This window comes from Corynebacterium tardum (assembly GCF_046717785.1).
Classification (GTDB): domain Bacteria; phylum Actinomycetota; class Actinomycetes; order Mycobacteriales; family Mycobacteriaceae; genus Corynebacterium.
The window spans coordinates 2,233,041-2,251,909 of record NZ_CP177104.1; the positions used below are offsets into that span (position 1 = coordinate 2,233,041).

General features: G+C 59.8%; 12 protein-coding genes, 5 tRNA genes, 3 rRNA genes and 1 pseudogene. 8 read left to right on the forward strand and 13 right to left on the reverse strand.

Annotated elements, in window-relative coordinates; all coding sequences use genetic code 11:
- Positions 1-28: 28 nt before the first annotated feature.
- Entirely contained in the window at positions 29-874 is an 846-nt protein-coding gene (locus ACLI1P_RS10815) for a phytoene/squalene synthase family protein (protein WP_411708843.1), read from the forward strand.
- Positions 871-2,385: a phytoene desaturase family protein gene (crtI, locus tag ACLI1P_RS10820; RefSeq protein ID WP_411708844.1), complete on the forward strand. Its 1,515-nt coding sequence runs from the start codon at positions 871-873 to the stop codon at positions 2,383-2,385. Before ACLI1P_RS10815 ends, crtI begins: the two co-directional genes overlap by 4 nt.
- On the opposite strand, the gene ACLI1P_RS10825 is transcribed toward crtI, so the two are convergent.
- The 4 genes from ACLI1P_RS10825 to ACLI1P_RS10840 all read right to left on the reverse strand — a co-directional run bounded on the left by ACLI1P_RS10825 (position 2,382) and on the right by ACLI1P_RS10840 (position 8,961).
- Entirely contained in the window at positions 2,382-3,284 is a 903-nt protein-coding gene (locus ACLI1P_RS10825; RefSeq protein WP_411708845.1) for a DUF2262 domain-containing protein, read from the reverse strand. The genes crtI and ACLI1P_RS10825 overlap by 4 nt on opposite strands.
- Positions 3,285-3,650: 366 nt before the next feature.
- Positions 3,651-3,768 (reverse strand): 5S ribosomal RNA (gene rrf / locus ACLI1P_RS10830).
- Between the two features lie 123 nt (positions 3,769-3,891).
- Positions 3,892-6,964: ribosomal RNA gene (locus ACLI1P_RS10835) — 23S ribosomal RNA — on the reverse strand.
- A gap of 477 nt (positions 6,965-7,441) precedes the next feature.
- Positions 7,442-8,961: ribosomal RNA gene (locus tag ACLI1P_RS10840) — 16S ribosomal RNA — on the reverse strand.
- The 16S, 23S and 5S rRNA genes sit together here, the layout of an rRNA operon.
- A 47-nt stretch (positions 8,962-9,008) precedes the next feature.
- On the opposite strand from ACLI1P_RS10840, the gene ACLI1P_RS10845 reads away from it, so the two are divergent.
- Complete coding sequence (locus ACLI1P_RS10845) at positions 9,009-9,458, forward strand: hypothetical protein (protein ID WP_411708846.1); 450 nt, start codon at positions 9,009-9,011, stop codon at positions 9,456-9,458.
- An 89-nt stretch (positions 9,459-9,547) separates the two neighbouring features.
- On the opposite strand, the gene murA is transcribed toward ACLI1P_RS10845, so the two are convergent.
- Together murA and ramA are read right to left on the reverse strand one after the other, a co-directional pair.
- Positions 9,548-10,816, reverse strand: coding sequence for a UDP-N-acetylglucosamine 1-carboxyvinyltransferase (gene murA / locus ACLI1P_RS10850; RefSeq protein ID WP_411708847.1), 1,269 nt, complete (start codon positions 10,814-10,816; stop codon positions 9,548-9,550).
- Between the two features lie 21 nt (positions 10,817-10,837).
- Positions 10,838-11,677 carry an acetate metabolism transcriptional regulator RamA gene (ramA, locus tag ACLI1P_RS10855; protein WP_306508379.1) on the reverse strand — a complete coding sequence of 280 codons (840 nt, stop codon included), beginning with the start codon at positions 11,675-11,677 and terminating at the stop codon, positions 10,838-10,840.
- A gap of 253 nt (positions 11,678-11,930) precedes the next feature.
- Between ramA and cysK the strand changes: the two genes are divergently transcribed.
- Positions 11,931-12,869, forward strand: coding sequence for a cysteine synthase A (gene cysK, locus ACLI1P_RS10860; protein ID WP_411709720.1), 939 nt, complete (start codon positions 11,931-11,933; stop codon positions 12,867-12,869).
- Between the two features lie 123 nt (positions 12,870-12,992).
- Positions 12,993-13,556 carry a serine O-acetyltransferase EpsC gene (gene epsC / locus ACLI1P_RS10865; RefSeq protein ID WP_306508378.1) on the forward strand — a complete coding sequence of 188 codons (564 nt, stop codon included), beginning with the start codon at positions 12,993-12,995 and terminating at the stop codon, positions 13,554-13,556.
- Here epsC and ACLI1P_RS10870 read toward each other — a convergent pair.
- The 5 genes and pseudogenes from ACLI1P_RS10870 to ACLI1P_RS10890 form a co-directional block, all read right to left on the reverse strand.
- A pseudogene (locus ACLI1P_RS10870) lies at positions 13,553-13,855 on the reverse strand (GNAT family N-acetyltransferase); the annotation flags it as partial. The gene epsC and the pseudogene ACLI1P_RS10870 sit on opposite strands and share 4 nt — an antisense overlap.
- Before the next feature lie 39 nt (positions 13,856-13,894).
- A tRNA-Phe gene (locus ACLI1P_RS10875) sits at positions 13,895-13,967 on the reverse strand.
- A gap of 21 nt (positions 13,968-13,988) precedes the next feature.
- Positions 13,989-14,062, reverse strand: a tRNA-Asp gene (locus ACLI1P_RS10880).
- Between the two features lie 270 nt (positions 14,063-14,332).
- Positions 14,333-14,409: transfer RNA gene (locus ACLI1P_RS10885), tRNA-Asp, on the reverse strand.
- A gap of 35 nt (positions 14,410-14,444) precedes the next feature.
- Positions 14,445-14,520: transfer RNA gene (locus ACLI1P_RS10890), tRNA-Glu, on the reverse strand.
- 84 nt (positions 14,521-14,604) lie between these two features.
- Here ACLI1P_RS10890 and ACLI1P_RS10895 point away from each other — a divergent pair.
- Complete coding sequence (locus ACLI1P_RS10895) at positions 14,605-14,937, forward strand: metal-sensitive transcriptional regulator (RefSeq protein WP_411708848.1); 333 nt, start codon at positions 14,605-14,607, stop codon at positions 14,935-14,937.
- Between the two features lie 49 nt (positions 14,938-14,986).
- Here the strand turns inward: ACLI1P_RS10895 and ACLI1P_RS10900 are convergent.
- Both ACLI1P_RS10900 and ACLI1P_RS10905 read right to left on the reverse strand, forming a co-directional pair.
- Positions 14,987-15,059, reverse strand: a tRNA-Lys gene (locus ACLI1P_RS10900).
- Positions 15,060-15,154: 95 nt separating this feature from the next.
- Positions 15,155-16,657, reverse strand: a complete 1,503-nt coding sequence (locus tag ACLI1P_RS10905; protein WP_306507135.1) for an acetyl-CoA hydrolase/transferase family protein — start codon at positions 16,655-16,657, stop codon at positions 15,155-15,157.
- Between the two features lie 224 nt (positions 16,658-16,881).
- Here ACLI1P_RS10905 and dusB point away from each other — a divergent pair, with 224 nt between their 5' ends.
- Together dusB and phoU are read left to right on the forward strand one after the other, a co-directional pair.
- A complete protein-coding gene (gene dusB / locus ACLI1P_RS10910; protein WP_306507134.1) occupies positions 16,882-18,027 on the forward strand; it encodes a tRNA dihydrouridine synthase DusB in 1,146 nt (381 codons plus the stop codon).
- A gap of 49 nt (positions 18,028-18,076) precedes the next feature.
- On the forward strand, positions 18,077-18,805 hold the full coding sequence (gene phoU, locus ACLI1P_RS10915; protein ID WP_144792363.1) for a phosphate signaling complex protein PhoU: 729 nt from the start codon (positions 18,077-18,079) through the stop codon (positions 18,803-18,805).
- The last annotated feature ends 64 nt before the right edge of the window (positions 18,806-18,869 follow it).

Consider the following 18,869-nt stretch of genomic DNA (forward strand, 5'->3'; position numbering starts at 1 on the left):
GTGACGCATGTGGTCTAAAATATGAACCATGCGCGCTTCTTTGTCCGCTCTGGAACGCTACGATCGCAGCGCCGAGGCCGCCGCGGCGCAGGTGATGCGTCACTACTCCACCAGCTTTTCCCTGGCCACCCGCCTGCTGCAGCCACAGGTCAGGACGGACATCCGCAACCTCTACGCCATGGTGCGCACGGCCGACGAGATCGTCGACGCTGGCCTGCCTCCCCACGATGCAGCCGCGCTCTTGGACGCTTATGAGTCCACCGTGCGCGCCGCCCCCGCTCAGCGCTTCCACGCCGACCCTATCGTGCACGCTTATGCGCTCTCAGCCCGCCGCTGTGGCTTTGAGGATGCGCACGTGGCGCAGTTCTTCGCCTCCATGCGCTGCGATCTCACGCGCACCGCCCACACCCAGACCAGCTTCGACGAGTACGTGTGCGGCTCCGCAGAGGTCATCGGTCTGCTGTGCCTCTCCGCGTTCTATTCGGGCCGGCCTTATCCGCCGGAGCTTGACGACGGCGCACGGCGACTCGGCGCAGCCTTCCAAAAAATCAACTTCCTGCGCGACCTCCACGAGGACACCACCGAGCTGGGCCGCGCCTACTTCCCCACCGTGCCAGACCCGGCCCACCTGACTGAGCCGCAGAAGCAGGAGCTCATCGCGGACATCCGCGCGGACCTTAAGGTGGCGCGGGCCGCCACGGCGCGGCTACCCCGCGGCTCCCGCGCCGGCGTCGCGGCAGCTACGGCACTGTTTTCCGAGCTCACGGACCGCCTCGCCACCACCCCGGCCGCCGATATCACCCACACACGCGTGTCCGTGCCCCCTGGCCGGAAGGCCTTCCTGGTCAGCCGCGCGGCGGTGGAGGCGCTATGAGCCAGCACGTCGTTGTCATTGGCGCGGGCATCGCGGGACTCGCCACCGCCGCCCTCCTCCTGCGCGAAGGCTATGAAGTCACCGTGGTGGAGCAACGCCGCGATGTCGGCGGACGCGCCGGCCGCCTGGACATCGACGGTTTCCGCTTCGACACCGGCCCCTCCTGGTATCTCATGCCCGAGGCCTTCGACGAGTTCTTCCGCGCCTGCGGCACCTCGACCGCGCGCGAGCTTAACTTGGTGGACCTCTCCCCCGCCTACCGCATCTACAACGAGGACGGCGCCTATCTCGACGTCGAGACTGGCGTCGACCGCGTGGCGCAGCTCTTCGAGTCCCTCGAGCCCGGCGCCGGTGCCCGGGTCCGCGACTACCTCGCACAAGCTACCGAGGTGTACGGCGTGGCGCTGCGGAACTTCTTGTACACCACGTTTGCGCGGCCTTACGAGTTGGTTCGGGGGGACGTCGCCAAGCGCCTCGGCACCCTGGCGCTGCTGCTGGCGCGCTCGCTGAACCGACACGTGGCGGCGCGGTTTACGGACTATCGCCTGCGGCAGGTGCTGACCTATCCGGCGGTGTTCCTGTCCACGGAACCGACCGCCGCGCCGGCGCTGTATTCGCTGATGAGCCACACGGACCTGGTGGAGGGCGTGCGCTACCCGCAGGGCGGTTTCGCGGCGGTGGTGGAGGGCATCGCCCGCCAGGCTGCCGGCGCGGACTTCTTCCTGGGGAGTGCCGTCACCGCCATCGAGTGCGCGGAAGGAAGGGCGACGGGCGTCCTGCTGGATGGAGGTACCCGGCTGACCGCCGACGCCATCGTCTCCGCCGCCGACCTCCACCACACCGAAACCGCCCTCCTACCCGCGTGGGCCCGCACCTACCCGGAGCGCTACTTTGCGCGGCGCGACCCGGGCATTGGCACCGTTCTGGTCTTCCTCGGCGTGCGTGGTGCCCTACCCGAACTCCAGCACCACACGTTGCTGTTCAGCAAGGACTGGACCCCGGACTTCCGGGCGGTCTTTCACGGCCCGGAGCCCGCGCGGCCGCTGGGGGCGTCCGAATCGATCTACGTATCGAAGACGTCAACCACTGACCCCACCGTGGCGCCCGAGGGCTGCGAGAACCTCTTTGTCCTCGTGCCGGTACCGGCAGAAGAACGCTTCGGGCACGGAGACGCTTACGGGGCGGTGGCCTCCCCGCGTGTGTCCGAAATTGCCGCGGCCGCCGTGGCGCAGCTGGCCGACTGGGCCGGGATTACGGACTTGCAGGACAGAATCATAGTGCAGCGCACGCTCGGTCCCTCCGACTTTGCCGAGCAGTACAATTCCTGGTCCGGCGGCGCGGTGGGACCGGCACATACGCTGCGGCAATCGGCGTTCTTCCGCGGGCGCAACGTCTCCCGGAAGCTCAGCAACCTCTATTACGCCGGCGGCACCACGGTGCCCGGGGTGGGCGTGCCCATGTGCCTCATCTCGGCGCAGAACGTCATCACTCGGATGCGGGAGCAGCGCTAGGCGTCGAGCTCCACCGAGGCCGGGGTTCCGTTGCGCTTGACCATGACAGTGACGGGGTGGCCGCCGAAGAGGTAGCCGTCATCGAACTCGACGGCCACGTGGCCGCGCTGGGGGACCTCGATGCCGGCTGGGCTGAGCGCGGCGTAGACATCCTCCGCCGTGAGCTCGGCGACGGGGCCAGGCCTGCTTTCCGACGCCGCCACGTCCTCCCGCCAGCGGTTAGCCGCGGCCAGAACCTTATCGGCCGCAAACCGTTTCGCCTTGTCGAGGGTGGACGTGGTGGCAACCTTGCCCAGCACCTTGAGTGGCGACTTGAACTTCCGGGAAAGGTTCTTGTGTTCTGCGAGGAGCAGATCCTCACCCTCGTACCAGATACTGATGTCGACGCTGAGTTCCTCCGCCCGCCCGTCGAACGTGTTCGTCGAGCGGTCGAGAACCAGCGGCCCCCACTCTGAGTCCAAAGACACCGGCGCAGCAATGCGCGCGGTAAGTGCTTCCATCTCCGGATCTTCGCCGGCAGGGAGTAGCTCCCAGATGTCCACGTAGTGCTCTTGGCGCCTATCGTTAAAGTGATATGCGCCCCGCGCGCGGTAGACGGTGAATGGTGAGAGTTCTGCGATCTCGCGCGGATCCCGCACGGTGTGGCCGCCTTTGGTCTCGAAGAGCTGTGGGTAGCGCACGTCCACCGAACCCGTATAAAGCTCTCCGCCCGGCAGTACCCGCAGGGCCATACCGGGCATGCTCAAGAGCTGGATGTGCGTCCTGTCCTCCGAGTAGGGCGATTCGCTCTCCGAGCGCTCCGGCACCTGGGAGACGATAAACAAAAACTCTGCTTCCGGGAAGCCCAGGACGGTGGCGATGATGTCGTTGTCGGGGAAGTCGCGATAGAGGGAAAGCATGAATCCAATATTATCCCACATGAGACTCCCCTAGGCTCCTGCCCCACACTGAATGCCATGGGCTGCACAACCCTTGGGTGTTGTATTTGTGCAGACGTGGAAGGCGATCCATGCTGGTCGGGTTTTTGGCCTGGTGTTGGGGTGTGGTGTGTCACTTGGGTGTCTGGGTTTTCACCAAGGGACAAGTGTGCCCCGGGCTTTGGCCGGTCGTCGTTTTAAACGACGGGCAACCGGGTTGGTGTCGTCGTTTTAAACGACGGGGGTGGGTGCGCAGGTGTAAAACGTGAAAAAAGGGGACCGTTGAAGTGGTGGTGCTTCAACGGTCCCCTTTTTCGGTGTTGTATTGAGTTATTGTTTGTTGTTTGGTGTCGGCGGTTTCTTACTCTCCCACAACCTCCCAGTTGCAGTACCATCAGCGCGGGCAGGCTTAGCTTCCGGGTTCGGAATGGGTCCGGGCGTTTCCCTGCTGCTATTGGCCACCGACGAACTTCCAGGGCATTTTTCTGGCCGTGGGTGTTGTGTCAGATACTGTGTAGTGGACGCGAGCGACAGTGTGAATTCACAATCGTGTGTTTGTGTTGTTAACACTTCCCTCTTGGGGTTAAGTGTGTGTTTGTTTTGGTCTATTAGTACCAGTCGCCTAAACACCTTGCGGTGCGTACAGTTCTGGCCTATCAACCCCATCGTCTTTGGGGGACCTTGAATGAAACCTCATCTTAAAACAGGCTTCCCGCTTAGATGCTTTCAGCGGTTATCCCTTCCGTACGTAGCCAACCAGCGATGCCCCTGGCGGAACAACTGGCACACTAGAGGTACGTCCGTCCCGGTCCTCTCGTACTAGGGACAGCCTTCTTCAAGTTTCAACGCGCGCGGCGGATAGAGACCGAACTGTCTCACGACGTTCTGAACCCAGCTCGCGTGCCGCTTTAATGGGCGAACAGCCCAACCCTTGGGACCTACTCCAGCCCCAGGATGCGACGAGCCGACATCGAGGTGCCAAACCATCCCGTCGATATGGACTCTTGGGGAAGATCAGCCTGTTATCCCCGGGGTACCTTTTATCCGTTGAGCGACACCACATCCACAAGTAGGTGCCGGATCACTAGTCCCGACTTTCGTCCCTGTTCGACATGTCTGTCTCACAGTCAAGCTCCCTTGTGCACTTACACTCGCCACCTGATTGCCAACCAGGCTGAGGGAACCTTTGGGCGCCTCCGTTACATTTTGGGAGGCAACCGCCCCAGTTAAACTACCCACCAGGCACTGTCCCCAACCCAGATCATGGGCCAAGGTTAGATGCTCAATCCGATCAGAGTGGTATTTCAACAACGACTCCACACGTGCTGGCGCACGCACTTCAAAGTCTCCCACCTATCCTACACAAACCGAACCAAACACCAATACCAAGCTATAGTGAAGGTCCCGGGGTCTTTTCGTCCTGCCGCGCGTAACGAGCATCTTTACTCGTAGTGCAATTTCACCGGGCCTGTGGTTGAGACAGCAGGGAAGTCGTTACGCCATTCGTGCAGGTCGGAACTTACCCGACAAGGAATTTCGCTACCTTAGGATGGTTATAGTTACCACCGCCGTTTACTGGGGCTTAAATTCTCAGCTTCGCCAACAAACATTGACTAACCGGTCCTCTTAACCTTCCAGCACCGGGCAGGCGTCAGTCCATATACATCAACTTAACGTCTTCGCATGGACCTGTGTTTTTGATAAACAGTCGCTTCCCTCTATTCTCTGCGACCCCACAACCCCACACACCTGTAAAAGATGCAGAAGTCGTGTGGTCCCCCTTCTTCCGAAGTTACGGGGGCATTTTGCCGAGTTCCTTAACCACAGTTCACCCGAACGCCTTAGTATTTTCAACCTGACTACCTGTGTCGGTTTCGGGTACGGGCCATACATCCACATCGCTAGAGGCTTTTCTCGACAGTACTAGATCACCAACTTCACCCCAATCGGGCTACGCATCACGCCTCAGGCAAAAAGTGTGCGGATTTACCTACACACCACCTCACACGCTTACACCAACAATCCACTAAGCGGCATGGCTACTACACTGTGTCACCCCATCACTTGAACCACACATCAGGCCCCACGACATCAACAACCACCATGCTCAAAGAACACGACGATCGAATCCGCGGTGGTTAGTATCAGTGCTTTATCATGGGCGCGGATATACGGGTACCAGAATATCAACTGGTTATCCATCGACTACGCCTGTCGGCCTCGCCTTAGGTCCCGACTCACCCTGGGAAGACGAACTTGACCCAGGAACCCTTAGTCATCCGGCGGGAAGGATTCTCACCTTCCAATTCGTTACTCATGCCTGCATTCTCACTCGCACACACTCCACGCCTCCTTACGGTAACGCTTCAACACATGCACGACGCTCCCCTACCCAATAACAAGTTATTGCCGCGGCTTCGGCGGTGTGCTTGAGCCCCACTACATTGTCGGCGCAGGACCACTCGACCAGTGAGCTATTACGCACTCTTTCAAGGATGGCTGCTTCTAAGCCAACCTCCTGGCTGTCTTCGCGATCCCACATCCTTTTCCACTTAGCACACCCTTAGGGGCCTTAACCGGCGATCTGGGCTGTTTCCCTCTCGACTATGAAGCTTATCCCCCACAGTCTCACTGCCGCACAACACAATTGATGGCATTCGGAGTTTGGCTGACATTGCTAAGATTGTAGTCCCGCTCAACCAACCAGTAGCTCTACCTCCACCAAGCTAATGCGACGCTGCACCTAAATGCATTTCGGGGAGAACCAGCTATCACGGAGTTTGATTGGCCTTTCACCCCTACCCACAGCTCATCCCCGCAGTTTTCAACCTACGTGGGTTCGCGCCTCCACAACCTCTTACAGCTGCTTCACACTGGCCATGGGTAGATCACCCCGCTTCGGGTCCAGGACATGCCACTAAAAACACCCCATTAGGATTCGGTTTCCCTACGGCTACCCCACACGGGTTAACCTCGCGACATGCCGCTGACTCGCAGGCTCATTCTTCAAAAGGCACGCCATCACACACAAGAAGGTGCTCTGACGGATTGTAAGCACACGGTTTCAGGAACTATTTCACTCCCCTCCCGGGGTACTTTTCACCATTCCCTCACGGTACTAATACACTATCGGTCACACTGAGTATTTAGGCTTACCGGGTGGTCCCGGCAGATTCACAGCAGATTCCACGAGCCCGCTGCTACTCGGGCAACCCAACAACTTAAATGCTGAAGTCTTCAACTACGGGACTATCACCCTCTACGGCAGGCGTTTCCACACCACTTCACCTAACAACAACACACAAGCAAACCAGTGGTAGCTGATTCACATTGGGGCCCACAACACCGCACACACAACCCCTACCAAGTATCACATGCACACGGTTTAGCCTCATCCACGTTCGTTCGCCACTACTAGCAGAATCATAAATTTATTTTCTCTTCCTACGGGTACTGAGATGTTTCACTTCCCCGCGTAAACCCCCACAACAGCTATGAATTCACTGAAGGGTAACACCCCATAACAGGCGCCAGGTTTCCCCATTCGGACATCCTCGGATCAACGCTTAATTGACAACTCCCCGAGGCTTAACGCAGCCTTTCACGTCCTTCATCGGCTCAGCATGCCAAGGCATCCACCATGCGCCCTCAATAACGAACACACAACCAACACAAACAACAACCACCACAAAAGCAGTGACATCATCATCCATGCCGGCGTGAACTACACAAAACACAAAAGAACAGAAATCACACAAACCACACACCAACAACCACCTCACAAAGGCGGCAGCATAACAGCGTGCGGTTTAATGCTCGCGTCCACTATACAGTTCTCACACAACACCCCACACAGACCAACAACCACGAAACATTAACCATGACTGCTGAATCACGTGCGGGTTACAACCAGGGGATAATGCCCCAGACACCCAACAATGCACCAAGTACTTCAAACAAACGTGTCAGCTGGCAAACAATTGATTGCTTCTGGTTAAGGCGTATCTCCACCCGATTAAACAAAAAGTGGCAGTAGAACAATCGCCTACTCAACCACCACACAACCACCACAACAACAAACAAGAGTTGATGATGATTGCTTCAAGCACCAACTGGTGCACAAAAATAATGCTCCTTAGAAAGGAGGTGATCCACCCGCACCTTCCGGTACGGGTACCTTGTTACGACTTCGTCCCAATCGCCGATCCCACCTTAGACAGCTCCCTAAACGAGTTTGAGCCACTGGCTTCGGGTGTTACCAACTTTCATGACGTGACGGGCGGTGTGTACAAGGCCCGGGAACGTATTCACCGCAGCATTGCTGATCTGCGATTACTAGCGACTCCGACTTCATGGGGTCGAGTTGCAGACCCCAATCCGAACTAAGGCCGGCTTTCAGCGATTCGCTCCACCTCACAGTGTCGCTGCGCGTTGTACCGACCATTGTAGCATGTGTGAAGCCCTGGACATAAGGGGCATGATGATTTGACGTCATCCCCACCTTCCTCCGAGTTAACCCCGGCAGTCTCTCATGAGTCCCCAACTAAAATGCTGGCAACATAAGACAAGGGTTGCGCTCGTTGCGGGACTTAACCCAACATCTCACGACACGAGCTGACGACAACCATGCACCACCTGTACACCAACCACAAGGGAAACTACATCTCTGCAGCGATCTGGTGTATGTCAAACCCAGGTAAGGTTCTTCGCGTTGCATCGAATTAATCCACATGCTCCGCCGCTTGTGCGGGCCCCCGTCAATTCCTTTGAGTTTTAGCCTTGCGGCCGTACTCCCCAGGCGGGGCGCTTAATGCGTTAGCTACGGCACAGAAGACGTGGAAGCCCCCTACACCTAGCGCCCACCGTTTACGGCATGGACTACCAGGGTATCTAATCCTGTTCGCTACCCATGCTTTCGCTCCTCAGCGTCAGTTACTGCCCAGAGACCTGCCTTCGCCATCGGTGTTCCTCCTGATATCTGCGCATTTCACCGCTACACCAGGAATTCCAGTCTCCCCTACAGCACTCAAGTTATGCCCGTATCGCCTGCACGCCCGGAGTTAAGCCCCGGAATTTCACAGACGACGCGACAAACCACCTACGAGCTCTTTACGCCCAGTAATTCCGGACAACGCTCGCACCCTACGTATTACCGCGGCTGCTGGCACGTAGTTAGCCGGTGCTTCTTATACAGGTACCGTCACAAAAAGCTTCGTCCCTGCCGAAAGGAGTTTACAACCCGAAGGCCGTCATCCCCCACGCGGCGTCGCTGCATCAGGCTTCCGCCCATTGTGCAATATTCCCCACTGCTGCCTCCCGTAGGAGTCTGGGCCGTATCTCAGTCCCAATGTGGCCGTACACCCTCTCAGGCCGGCTACCCGTCGACGCCTTGGTAGGCCATTACCCCACCAACAAGCTGATAGGCCGCGAGCTCATCTTGCACCGAAAAAACTTTCCAACCACCACACTAAAGGCGGCTACTATCCGGTATTAGACCCAGTTTCCCAAGCTTATCCCAGAGTACAAGGCAGATCACCCACGTGTTACTCACCCGTTCGCCACTCGAGTACCCCTGCAAGCAGGAGCCTTTCCGTTCGACTTGCATGTGTTAAGCACGCCGCCAGCGTTCGTCCTGAGCCAGGATCAAACTCTCCACAAAAAAGGCCGTGAAAAGCCCAAACCTAACAAAAAAGAACAAACCAAACCGTGCACAGCACGGACTGGCAAATCCAAAAATTACATAAAGAAAAAATCCAACCAACCCCCAACCCGACGGGGCACAAACAGGGATTGGCCCAGTTAGAAGATTTTCAATCTACGCCCAAACAACTTATGTTATTTACAATGACGCCGCTTGAAAAAAGCGCCATCCGGCATACACCAACCACAACACGCATACAACGCGTCACAGCCAGAACAATCAAAAACCAACCAACACAAAAAGTACATTGGCACACTATTGAGTTCTCACACATCATCCGCACACCACAATCAGTTAACCATCCGTTAACCTCTTGTTGGCGGCCCGAACTAACTTACACAACCAACCCAACGAAGTCAAACTCTCAAAGAAATCCGAACCTCATCGGTGCTGAACAAGTCGTTCAACGTCACTGCTTATTAACCTCTCGGCTACCTCGCGGCGACTCGAATTAATATACGCACACCCCCAACAAACAACAAATCGCCAGGCAAACCCACATTTCTTGGCGGGCTCACATGGCGACGTCGTCAAGCAGTGCGCCCTAGTAAAGCTCTTCCTCTTGGGTGCGCTCGATGGTGGCGCCCAGCGCTTGGAGGTTCTCCACAAAGTTCGGGTAACCGCGGTCGATGTGGAAGACATCGTGCACGGTGGTCTTCTCATCCGCGCACAGGGCGGACAACACCAGGCCGGCACCAGCACGGATATCGGAGCTCCACACGTGCGTGGAAGACAACTTCTCCTGACCACGGATGACTACGTGGTGACCATCCACCTGGGCATCGGCGCCGAGGCGCAGCATCTCATCAACAAAGCGGAAGCGGGACTCGAAGACGTTTTCCGTGATGATGGTGGTTCCCTCGGCCACGGCGGACAGCCCGATGGCAATCGGCTGCAGGTCCGTGGGGAAGCCGGGGTACGGGAGAGTCTGGTAATCCACTGCGCTCGGGCGGCGATTCATGCGCACTCGGAAGCCGTTGACGTAGGCCTCAATCTCGGCGCCGGCGGACTTCAGTTTCTCCAGCGGCAGGTGCAAGTGCTTCGGCGCGATGCCACCAACGGTGATATCACCCTGCGTCATCACCGCCGCATAAGCCCAGGTACCGGCCACGATACGGTCACCGATGACCTCGTGCTCAGTGGGGTGGAGCTTGTCCACTCCCCTGATGGTGATGGTGGACGTGCCTTCGCCTTCAATGTCGGCGCCCATCTCCTTGAGCATCAGGCACAGATCCACAATTTCCGGCTCGCGCGCTGCATTGTGCAGCTGTGTTTCGCCGTCCGCCAGAACAGCGGCAGTCAGGATGTTTTCCGTGGCACCCACGGACGGGAAGTCGAGCTTGATGCTGGCGCCGCGCAGGTTTTCCGCCTCAGCAACGACGGCACCGTGCTCAATGCGGGTCTGCGCGCCAAGCTTTTCTAGTCCGGACTGGTGCATATCCAGCGGGCGGGAGCCGATCGCATCGCCGCCCGGGAGGGCCACCTTGGCGTGACCGCAGCGAGAAGTCAGCGGGCCCAGCACACAGACCGAGGCGCGGAACTGGCGAACAGCGTCGAAGTCCGCATTCGAGTGCAGCTGGGCGGGGGTTGTAATACGCACCGTTGCACCCTCTAGATCAACGGTGCACCCGAGCCCCTCGAGAACCTTCTTCATCAAGGGGACATCGAGAATTTCGGGGCAGTTGGTCAGCGTGGTGGTGCCTTCCGCCAAAAGTGCGGCGGCCATCAGCTTCAGCACACTGTTCTTAGCACCATCCACCTTGACGGTGCCCTGCAGGCGCGCTCCTCCGGAGACAATAAATTGGTCCTTCACGCCCACCTAACTTACCTATGATCAGGGCAGCGCGCCGATACGACGGGCCGCGTTGACCGCCTCGTACCGGGTGTGGGCACCCAGTTTGCGCATGACAGAGCGCAAATAGGACTTCACGGTTTCGGCGCCGATTCCCATTTCCTCGGCAGCCTCGACGTTGGTGTGGCCGAGGGCCACGCACGACAAAACATCGAGCTCACGCGCGGAGAGCTTGGTGGACTGCTTGACGCGCACCGGGGAGACCATCTGATCACACAGTGCCTCGAGCTCCTTGCGCATGTCATCGTCGGAGACTCGGTTGGCCAGCATGCGCAGCTTGGAATGTGTAGAGCGCACCTGCTCCCACTCGGCGCCGTTCATCACGTGGCCGCGGGCAGCACTGCCCTTGCCACCGTCGGCGCGGCGCAGCGCGGAGTTGACCGCGAGGTCCTGCTCCAGGCAGCGGGCGGTCATCGTGACCTCCTCAATCACCTTGTCCCCCAAGCGCACCGGCGAGTGCACACCGACGTAGAGGACGCCGCGAATCTCGCGCTGCACCGTCACCGGGACGGCAACGATGGAGTGCAGGCCTTCGTCCTGAATATGACGATCGTTCTCATGGCTAATGGTGGTGGCGCGAGTGTAGTCAGAAACACCGACCGCGCGGCGGGTGCTGACGACGCGCCCGCCGACGCCCACGTTGGCGTCAATCACCAGGTTCTGCAGCGCCGGGGTGCGCAGTCCCACCCACTGGGTGATCTGCACGCGATTGTCCGGCAGCAAGGTTCCATACATCGTGACGGGGATGCCCGTGGCAGTCTTCAGCGAAGACAGCGCTGCGCGCACGGCCTCGTCGTCATCCTTGAGTCGATGCGGCTCCATGAGACTCTCTCTTACTCGGGGGTAACCATCAGGTGCACCCATACCCTCCATTTCGAACGGGGGTAGGCGAACACTGTTTGTGAAGTATAACCGGCCGACGGGGGTAATTCTAAATCGCGCCGCGCGCCCTGCGGCTGCAAAATCCCACACCCCATGCCCGAATGATCTGTTCAGAATTTATATACCACTTAGTCTACTAGCCGGGTGTAGAGTATGGGGCGTATTGCAGTATTAACTATCTAGAGGAGCACCCATCGTGGCTGTATATAACAACATTCTCGAGACCATCGGCGGAACCCCGCTTGTCCGCCTTAACCGCCTTACCGAGGGCCTCGGCGCCGAGGTGCTGGTCAAGGTGGAGTCCTTCAACCCGGCAAACTCGGTGAAGGACCGTATTGCTAAGGCTATTGTCGACGCCGCAGTGGAGTCCGGTGACCTCAAGCCGGGCGGCACCATCGTGGAGGCCACCTCCGGCAACACCGGCATCGGCCTGGCACTCGTCGGCGCCGCTCAGGGCTACAAGGTCATCCTGACCATGCCGGAGACCATGTCGAACGAGCGCAAGGTCCTCCTGCGCGCCTACGGTGCAGAGATTGTCCTCACCCCGGGCGCTGCCGGCATGAAGGGTGCGGTCGAGAAGGCCAACGAGATCATCGCCGAGACCCCGAACGCCATCCTGGCCTCCCAGTTCGAGAACGCTGCCAACCCGAAGATCCACGAGGAGACCACCGGCCCGGAGATCTGGAAGGATGCCGAGGGCAAGGTTGACGCCTTCGTGGCCGGAGTCGGCACCGGCGGCACCGTCACCGGCGTCGGCCGCTACCTGCGCTCCCAGAACCCGGACACCTACCTTGTCGCCGTTGAGCCTTCCGATTCCCCGGTTCTGTCCGAGGGCCACGCCGGCCCGCACAAGATCCAGGGCATCGGCGCCAACTTCGTCCCGGAGGTGCTGGACCGTGAGATCCTCAACGAGGTCCTCACCGCCACCACCGAGGAGTCCGTCTCCACCGCGCGCAAGCTGGCTACCGACGAAGGCCTGCTGGTCGGTATTTCCTCTGGCGCCAATGTTTCCGCCGCCCTGAAGCTGGCTGCCCGCGACGAATTCAAGGGCAAGACCATCGTGGCTGTTGCTCCGGACTTTGGCGAGCGCTACGTCTCCACCATCCTCTTCGAGGACATTCGCGAGGCCTAAGCTCTAGCTTCTATCTCTCTGTAATCTCTCCAACTTAATTTCAGTGGCGTCACCCGCCAGGGCGGCGCTACCAAGCGCCCGTTCTCCCCCGGGCGCTTTTTCTTTATAGATAGGATGGTGTGTATGCACATCTTGAGGACGATCCGCGAAGATCTCGCCAATGCCCGCGATCATGACCCAGCCGCGCGCGGCGACGTGGAAAATGCTGTGGTGTACTCCGGCCTACACGCCATTTGGGCACACCGCATCGCACACCTGATGTGGCAGCGCGGCTGGCGCGGTCCTGCGCGCATTCTGGCTCAAGTCAACCGGTTCTTCACCGGCATTGAGATCCACCCCGGAGCGACCATTGGGCGGCGCTTCTTCATTGACCACGGGATGGGGATTGTTATCGGTGAGACCGCCGAGATTGGGGACGGCGTGATGCTGTATCACGGCGTTACCCTAGGCGGACAGGTGCTCACGCAAACCAAGCGCCACCCCACTATTGAGGACAACGTGACGATCGGCGCCGGCGCCAAGGTCCTCGGCCCCATCACCATCGGCCACGGCTCCGCTGTGGGTGCCAACGCAGTGGTGACCAAGGATGTGCCCCCGGAGCACATCGCCGTCGGCATCCCGGCCACCAACCGCCCTCGCAAGAAGAGCGAGTGCATCAAGCTGGTGGACCCGGACTACTACATCTAGAGGTTGCCTTCGCGCGTGGTCAGCGGCTGAAATTCGGGGTTCTTCTCAATGAAGCCGGCGACCGCGCTGCAGGTCGGGATGACCTGGCGGGAGGCCGTAGAGTCATCCTCCAGCGCGGTCTGAATAAGCGGCTTGGACAGGCCCTGACCGCGGAACTTCTCATCGATGACGGTGTGGAAGAACTCGCGGGTGGCCTCGGTATCGCGGTACTCCGCAAAGCCCGCCTCTTCCCCATCGACGGTGATGACGAAGCGGGACTGATCGGTCTGGTGTGCAACTGAAGTAGACATACCACCATTAAACCAAAAGAACCCCCTCGCAAGGAGGGGGTTTTCTTGTGGCCAGAGCCAGGATCGAACTGGCGACCCCACACTTTTCAGGCGTGTGCTCTACCGACTGAGCTATCTGGCCAGAAGCCACACGTGACTTCGGCGACCCTGACGGGACTTGAACCCGCGACCTCCGCCGTGACAGGGCGGCGCGCTAACCAACTGCGCCACAGGGCCATTTTTAATTATCTCTTGTGCGCTGGGCACGAATAAGTACTTTACACAACGCCTAGAATACACACCAAATCAGCACGTCATCGGGTCTTCTCACCAAGTTGGGAGACACCCCTTCGTCCCACCGTTTTCCAGCACCCACTGCCCTGCTATACCTAAAGCTGAAGGCGTCCCCGCGCCAGCCTCCAGAGTCCACCCCAGGAGCAGCCGCCACAGCGCACGACAAAGGCCCCGGAGAACCATCTCTCTGATGGCGCTCCGGGGCCTTAACTTTGGCGACCCTGACGGGACTTGAACCCGCGACCTCCGCCGTGACAGGGCGGCGCGCTAACCAACTGCGCCACAGGGCCAAAGATATTAAATTCGCACCAACACGTAATTGTGTTGGTACCCCCAACGGGATTCGAACCCGTGCCGCCGCCGTGAAAGGGCGGTGTCCTAGGCCGCTAGACGATGGGGGCCCGTTGCCGTGGAGGCAACGTTGTAAAAATATACTGGAGATATCCTGAATTGACCAAATCGCCCCGTCAGAAAGGCGGTACACCATGGCTGACCAGCACGATACCTGCGCCTGTCACGAACCAGGCGTGCACGGCTACAACGCCGATAGCGAGCAGAAGGCGAAGTATCTGGCACGGCTCAAGCGCATTGAGGGCCAAACTCGCGGCATCCACCGCATGATTGATGAGGACCAGTACTGCATCGACATCATCACGCAGATTTCTGCGGTCACCTCCGCCCTCGAGAACGTGTCTCTCGCGCTCCTGGAGGACCATATCGAGCATTGTGTCGCGGGGGCAGCAGCAGAGGACGAGAAGGCCGCTGCAGAGAAGCTAGAGGAGGCTATGCGCGCCATTCGTAAGTTGGTCAAGAGCTAACCCGCCCACAAAACCACGTGCAGCCGCCCGAAGGCGGCTGCACGATGGGTGGGCCCTGCGGGGATCGAACCCGCGACCTGCGGATTAAAAGTCCGTAGCTCTACCAGCTGAGCTAAAGGCCCAATGCTCACTCATCCTAGTAGGTGGCAAGCAGGAAAGGAAAATGACCCTCACCCCTTAAGAAGACTTCCCGGGCGAGGGTCAGTGTCCAGCGGAGTTAGCCGCGCATGTCACCCTTCTCCATGAAGTTCACCTGGAAGTCGAAAGCCGTCTTCAGATCGTGCGGGGTGTGCTGGAACTTGTTCTCCTTGGCGCGGGTGAAGTACTCCTCCAGCAGCGGGCGGTAATCCGGGTGTGCCACGGAGATGACCTTCTCCACGCGCTCGGTCGGCGCCAGGCCGCGCAGGTCGGCAACGCCATATTCGGTAATGATGACCATGGTGTCGTGCTCGGTGTGGTCGGTGTGCGACACGAACGGAACCAGCGCGGAGATGGCACCGTCCTTGGCCACCGACGGGGAGACGAAGGTGGAGATGTAAGCGTTGCGGGTGAAGTCGCCCGAGCCGCCGGTGCCGTTCATGATGCGGGAGCCGGAGACGTTGGTGGAGTTGATGTTGCCGTAGATATCGGCCTCAATCATGCCGTTGGAGGAAATCAGGCCCACGCGGCGGATGACCTCCGGGTGGTTGGACACCTGCTGCGGGCGCAGGATGATGTGCTTGGCGTAGCGCTCAGCCTCTGCATTCATCTTCTCTGCGTACTCCGGGGACAGCGCGAAGGAGGTGGCGGAGGCGACGGTCATCTTGCCAGCGTCGATAAGATCGAGCATGCCGTCCTGGATGACCTCGGTGTAGGCCTGGATGTTCTCGAACTTGGAGTCCAGCAGGCCCGCCATCACGGCGTTGGGAACGTTGCCCACACCGGACTGCATGATGAACTTGTCGTACTCGAGGCGGCCGGCGGCCACCTCACCCTCGAGGAACTCGATGAAGTTGGCGGCAATCTTCTCCGATACCTCATCCGGCGCCTTAAACGGGGCGTTGCGGTCCGGGGCGTTGGTCTTGACTACTGCGACAACCTTCTCCTCCGGGATCTCGATGTACGTGGTGCCAATGCGGTCGCCCGGGGAGGTAATCGGGATGGGCTGGCGGTTCGGCAGCTTCTCAATGCGGTAGATATCGTGCATGCCCTCGAGGTTCTCGGACTGCCACTCATTGATCTCGATGATGATCTTGTCCGCCGCCTCGATGTACTCCAGGTTGTTGCCCACGGCCGAGGAAGGGACGATGTTGCCCTTCTCATCAATGCGCACGGCCTCAATGATGGCCACCTGGAAGTCGCCGTAGAAGCCCTCTTCTACCTGCTGGCCCGAGTGGGACAGGTGCATGTCCTGATACAGGGCGGAGCCGTCGTTAAAGCGGCCGCGCAGAGTCGGATCGGAGTTGTACGGGGAGCGGAAGCGAATGGCGTTCGCCTCCGCCAGCACGCCGTCGCAGTCCGGAGCGGTGGAGGCGCCGGAGAAGACGTCGATCTTGAACTCCTCGCCCGCCTCGTGCGCAGCCTTAGCCTTCTCCGCAATGGCCGTCGGCAGCGCCTTGGGGTAACCCGCGCCGGTAAAGCCGGAGATGCCTACGCGGTCGCCGTGATTGACAAACTTTGCAGCGTCCTCGGCATTCATTACGAGCTTTGCAAACGGTGCGTACGCGATTCTCTCAGACATGTAATCCTCCTTTATGCACGGAAAGGACCTATATTACGGTCCTTCCCTGTTAGTTACATGCACCACAGTAGCGAATGTGCGGAGAATTTACCGCAATCTTCGCAATAGTGTGCACCCCCTCTCTATCCCCATTCCCCACACTTCCCGCGCGGCACGATATGCGCGTCACGCTCGCCGGCACCCCAATTTGCCACCCCACCCACTTACCGCGCACAATTGGCGGCGTGACTCTTGCAATCGGAAATATTCAGCTCAACTCGCCCGTTGTCCTCGCCCCCATGGCCGGCGTGACCAACGTGGCGTTCCGTGTGCTGTGCCGCGAGCAAGAGATTGAGAAGACCGGAACCGTTTCCGGCCTTTATGTGTGCGAAATGGTCACCGCGCGCGCCCTAGTAGAGCGCAACCCCAAGACCATGCACATGACCACCTTTGATCCGCAGGAGAGCCCACGCTCGCTGCAGCTATACACCGTCGATCCGGAGTACACGTACAAAGCCGCGAAGATGATCGTGGATGAGAACCTGGCGGACCACATCGACATGAACTTTGGTTGCCCGGTGCCGAAGGTGACGCGCCGTGGCGGCGGCTCCGCGCTGCCCTACAAGCGCCGTCTCTTCGGCAACATCGTGGCCGCGGCTGTTAAGGCCACGGAGGGCACCGACATTCCCGTCACCGTGAAGATGCGCGTGGGCATCGATGACGAGCACCACACGCACCTCGACGCCGGACGCATTGCGGTGCAAGAGGGGGCGTCGGCAGTCGCGCTCCACGGCCGCACCGCGGCACAACGCTATTCCGGTCACGCGGACTGGAACGAGATTGCCCGACTCAAGGAGCACCTGGCTGATACCGGCATCCCGGTGTTGGGCAATGGCGATATCTTTAAGGCCACCGATGCCCACGCCATGATGGAGCAGACCGGCTGCGATGGTGTCGTCGTCGGCCGCGGCTGCTTGGGCCGCCCGTGGCTCTTTGCGGAGCTCTCGGCGCACCTGCGCGGCGAGCCCGTCCCGGCCGAGCCCACCCTGGGCGAAGTCACGCGCATCATGATCCGTCACGCGGAACTGCTGGCGGAGCACGACGGCGAAGACCAGGCCAGCCGCGACATCCGCAAGCACATCGGCTGGTACCTGCGCGGCTTCCCCGTCGGTGGCCAGGTGCGCGCGGGACTGTCCCGCGTGAACTCCCTCGCCGATCTCCGAGAGCTGCTCGCTCCATGGGCGGATTCGCCGGCGCTTGCCGACGACGCCGATGGCGCCCGTGGCCGCCAAGGCTCCCCCGCCAAGGTGGTCCTGCCCGACGGCTGGCTGGACGATCCGGAGGATGCCACCGTACCGGAGGGCGCCGAGATTATGCACTCTGGCGGTTAAGAATTACCTCGACGCGCGCTAGACCAAAAAATGCGCTATCCTAACGGCCATGCGAGCCGCTTACCGCGAACAAATGGATAATTTCTCTCATGACCTCATCATCATGAGCGATAACGTTCACTCCCTGATGACCCTGGCATCCCAGGCCCTGGTGGAGTCTGCCTTGCAGCCTGCCGAGGAGGCGCTCTCCATGCGTGATGAGCTGGATGAGCTGCGCGCTCGCTGTGAGGACCGCGCCGTCTCCCTCTTGGCACTGGAGAACCCGATGGCCAAGGACTTGCGCCAGGTCATCTCCTCTATCTACATCGTGGAGGACTACTATCGCATGGGCCGCCTCGCGCAGCACATTGCCGAAAGCGCCCGGCGCCGCCACCCCGAGCCCGTGGTGCCGAATGAGATCCTGGGCTACTTCGAGGAGTATGTGCGCCTGGTTCTGGAGATGTCCACCACCTTGCGGGAGCTCCTCGTCACCAGCGACCCGGAGCTGGCGCTGCGCCTGACTACCGACGACGACGCGGTGGACGATATCAACCACCACCTCCTGCGCCTGCTCACGCAGCGCGAGTGGGATGCCTCAGTGCGCGAAGCCGTGGAAACCTCCCAGCTGTCACGCTACTACGAGCGCTTCGCAGACCACTGCGTGTCCGCCGCCAAGCGCATCATCTACCTGGCCACCGGCTTGGCCCCCGAAGAGTACATTGCCAAGCGCGACGAAGAGCAGCGCGACGCCGAGTTCGAGTCCCGCATGGCGGAACTCGAGCGCCAGTTCCGCCACTAGGCACGAGCACTCCCCCTCGCCTTCTACGGCGTAAAAAGAGCCAGCCCCTCCTAGACCATTTACG

What these genes read in the sequence shown, in the direction of transcription:
- crtI (WP_411708844.1), top strand. Translation starts at nt 871, where the DNA reads ATGAGCCAGCACGTCGTTGTCATTGGCGCGGGCATCGCGGGACTCGCC.
- phoU (WP_144792363.1), top strand. Translation starts at nt 18,077, where the DNA reads ATGCGAGCCGCTTACCGCGAACAAATGGATAATTTCTCTCATGACCTC.
- ACLI1P_RS10905 (WP_306507135.1), bottom strand. Translation starts at nt 16,657, where the DNA reads ATGTCTGAGAGAATCGCGTACGCACCGTTTGCAAAGCTCGTAATGAAT.
- ACLI1P_RS10895 (WP_411708848.1), top strand. Translation starts at nt 14,605, where the DNA reads ATGGCTGACCAGCACGATACCTGCGCCTGTCACGAACCAGGCGTGCAC.
- ACLI1P_RS10825 (WP_411708845.1), bottom strand. Translation starts at nt 3,284, where the DNA reads ATGCTTTCCCTCTATCGCGACTTCCCCGACAACGACATCATCGCCACC.
- ramA (WP_306508379.1), bottom strand. Translation starts at nt 11,677, where the DNA reads ATGGAGCCGCATCGACTCAAGGATGACGACGAGGCCGTGCGCGCAGCG.
- epsC (WP_306508378.1), top strand. Translation starts at nt 12,993, where the DNA reads ATGCACATCTTGAGGACGATCCGCGAAGATCTCGCCAATGCCCGCGAT.
- ACLI1P_RS10815 (WP_411708843.1), top strand. Translation starts at nt 29, where the DNA reads ATGCGCGCTTCTTTGTCCGCTCTGGAACGCTACGATCGCAGCGCCGAG.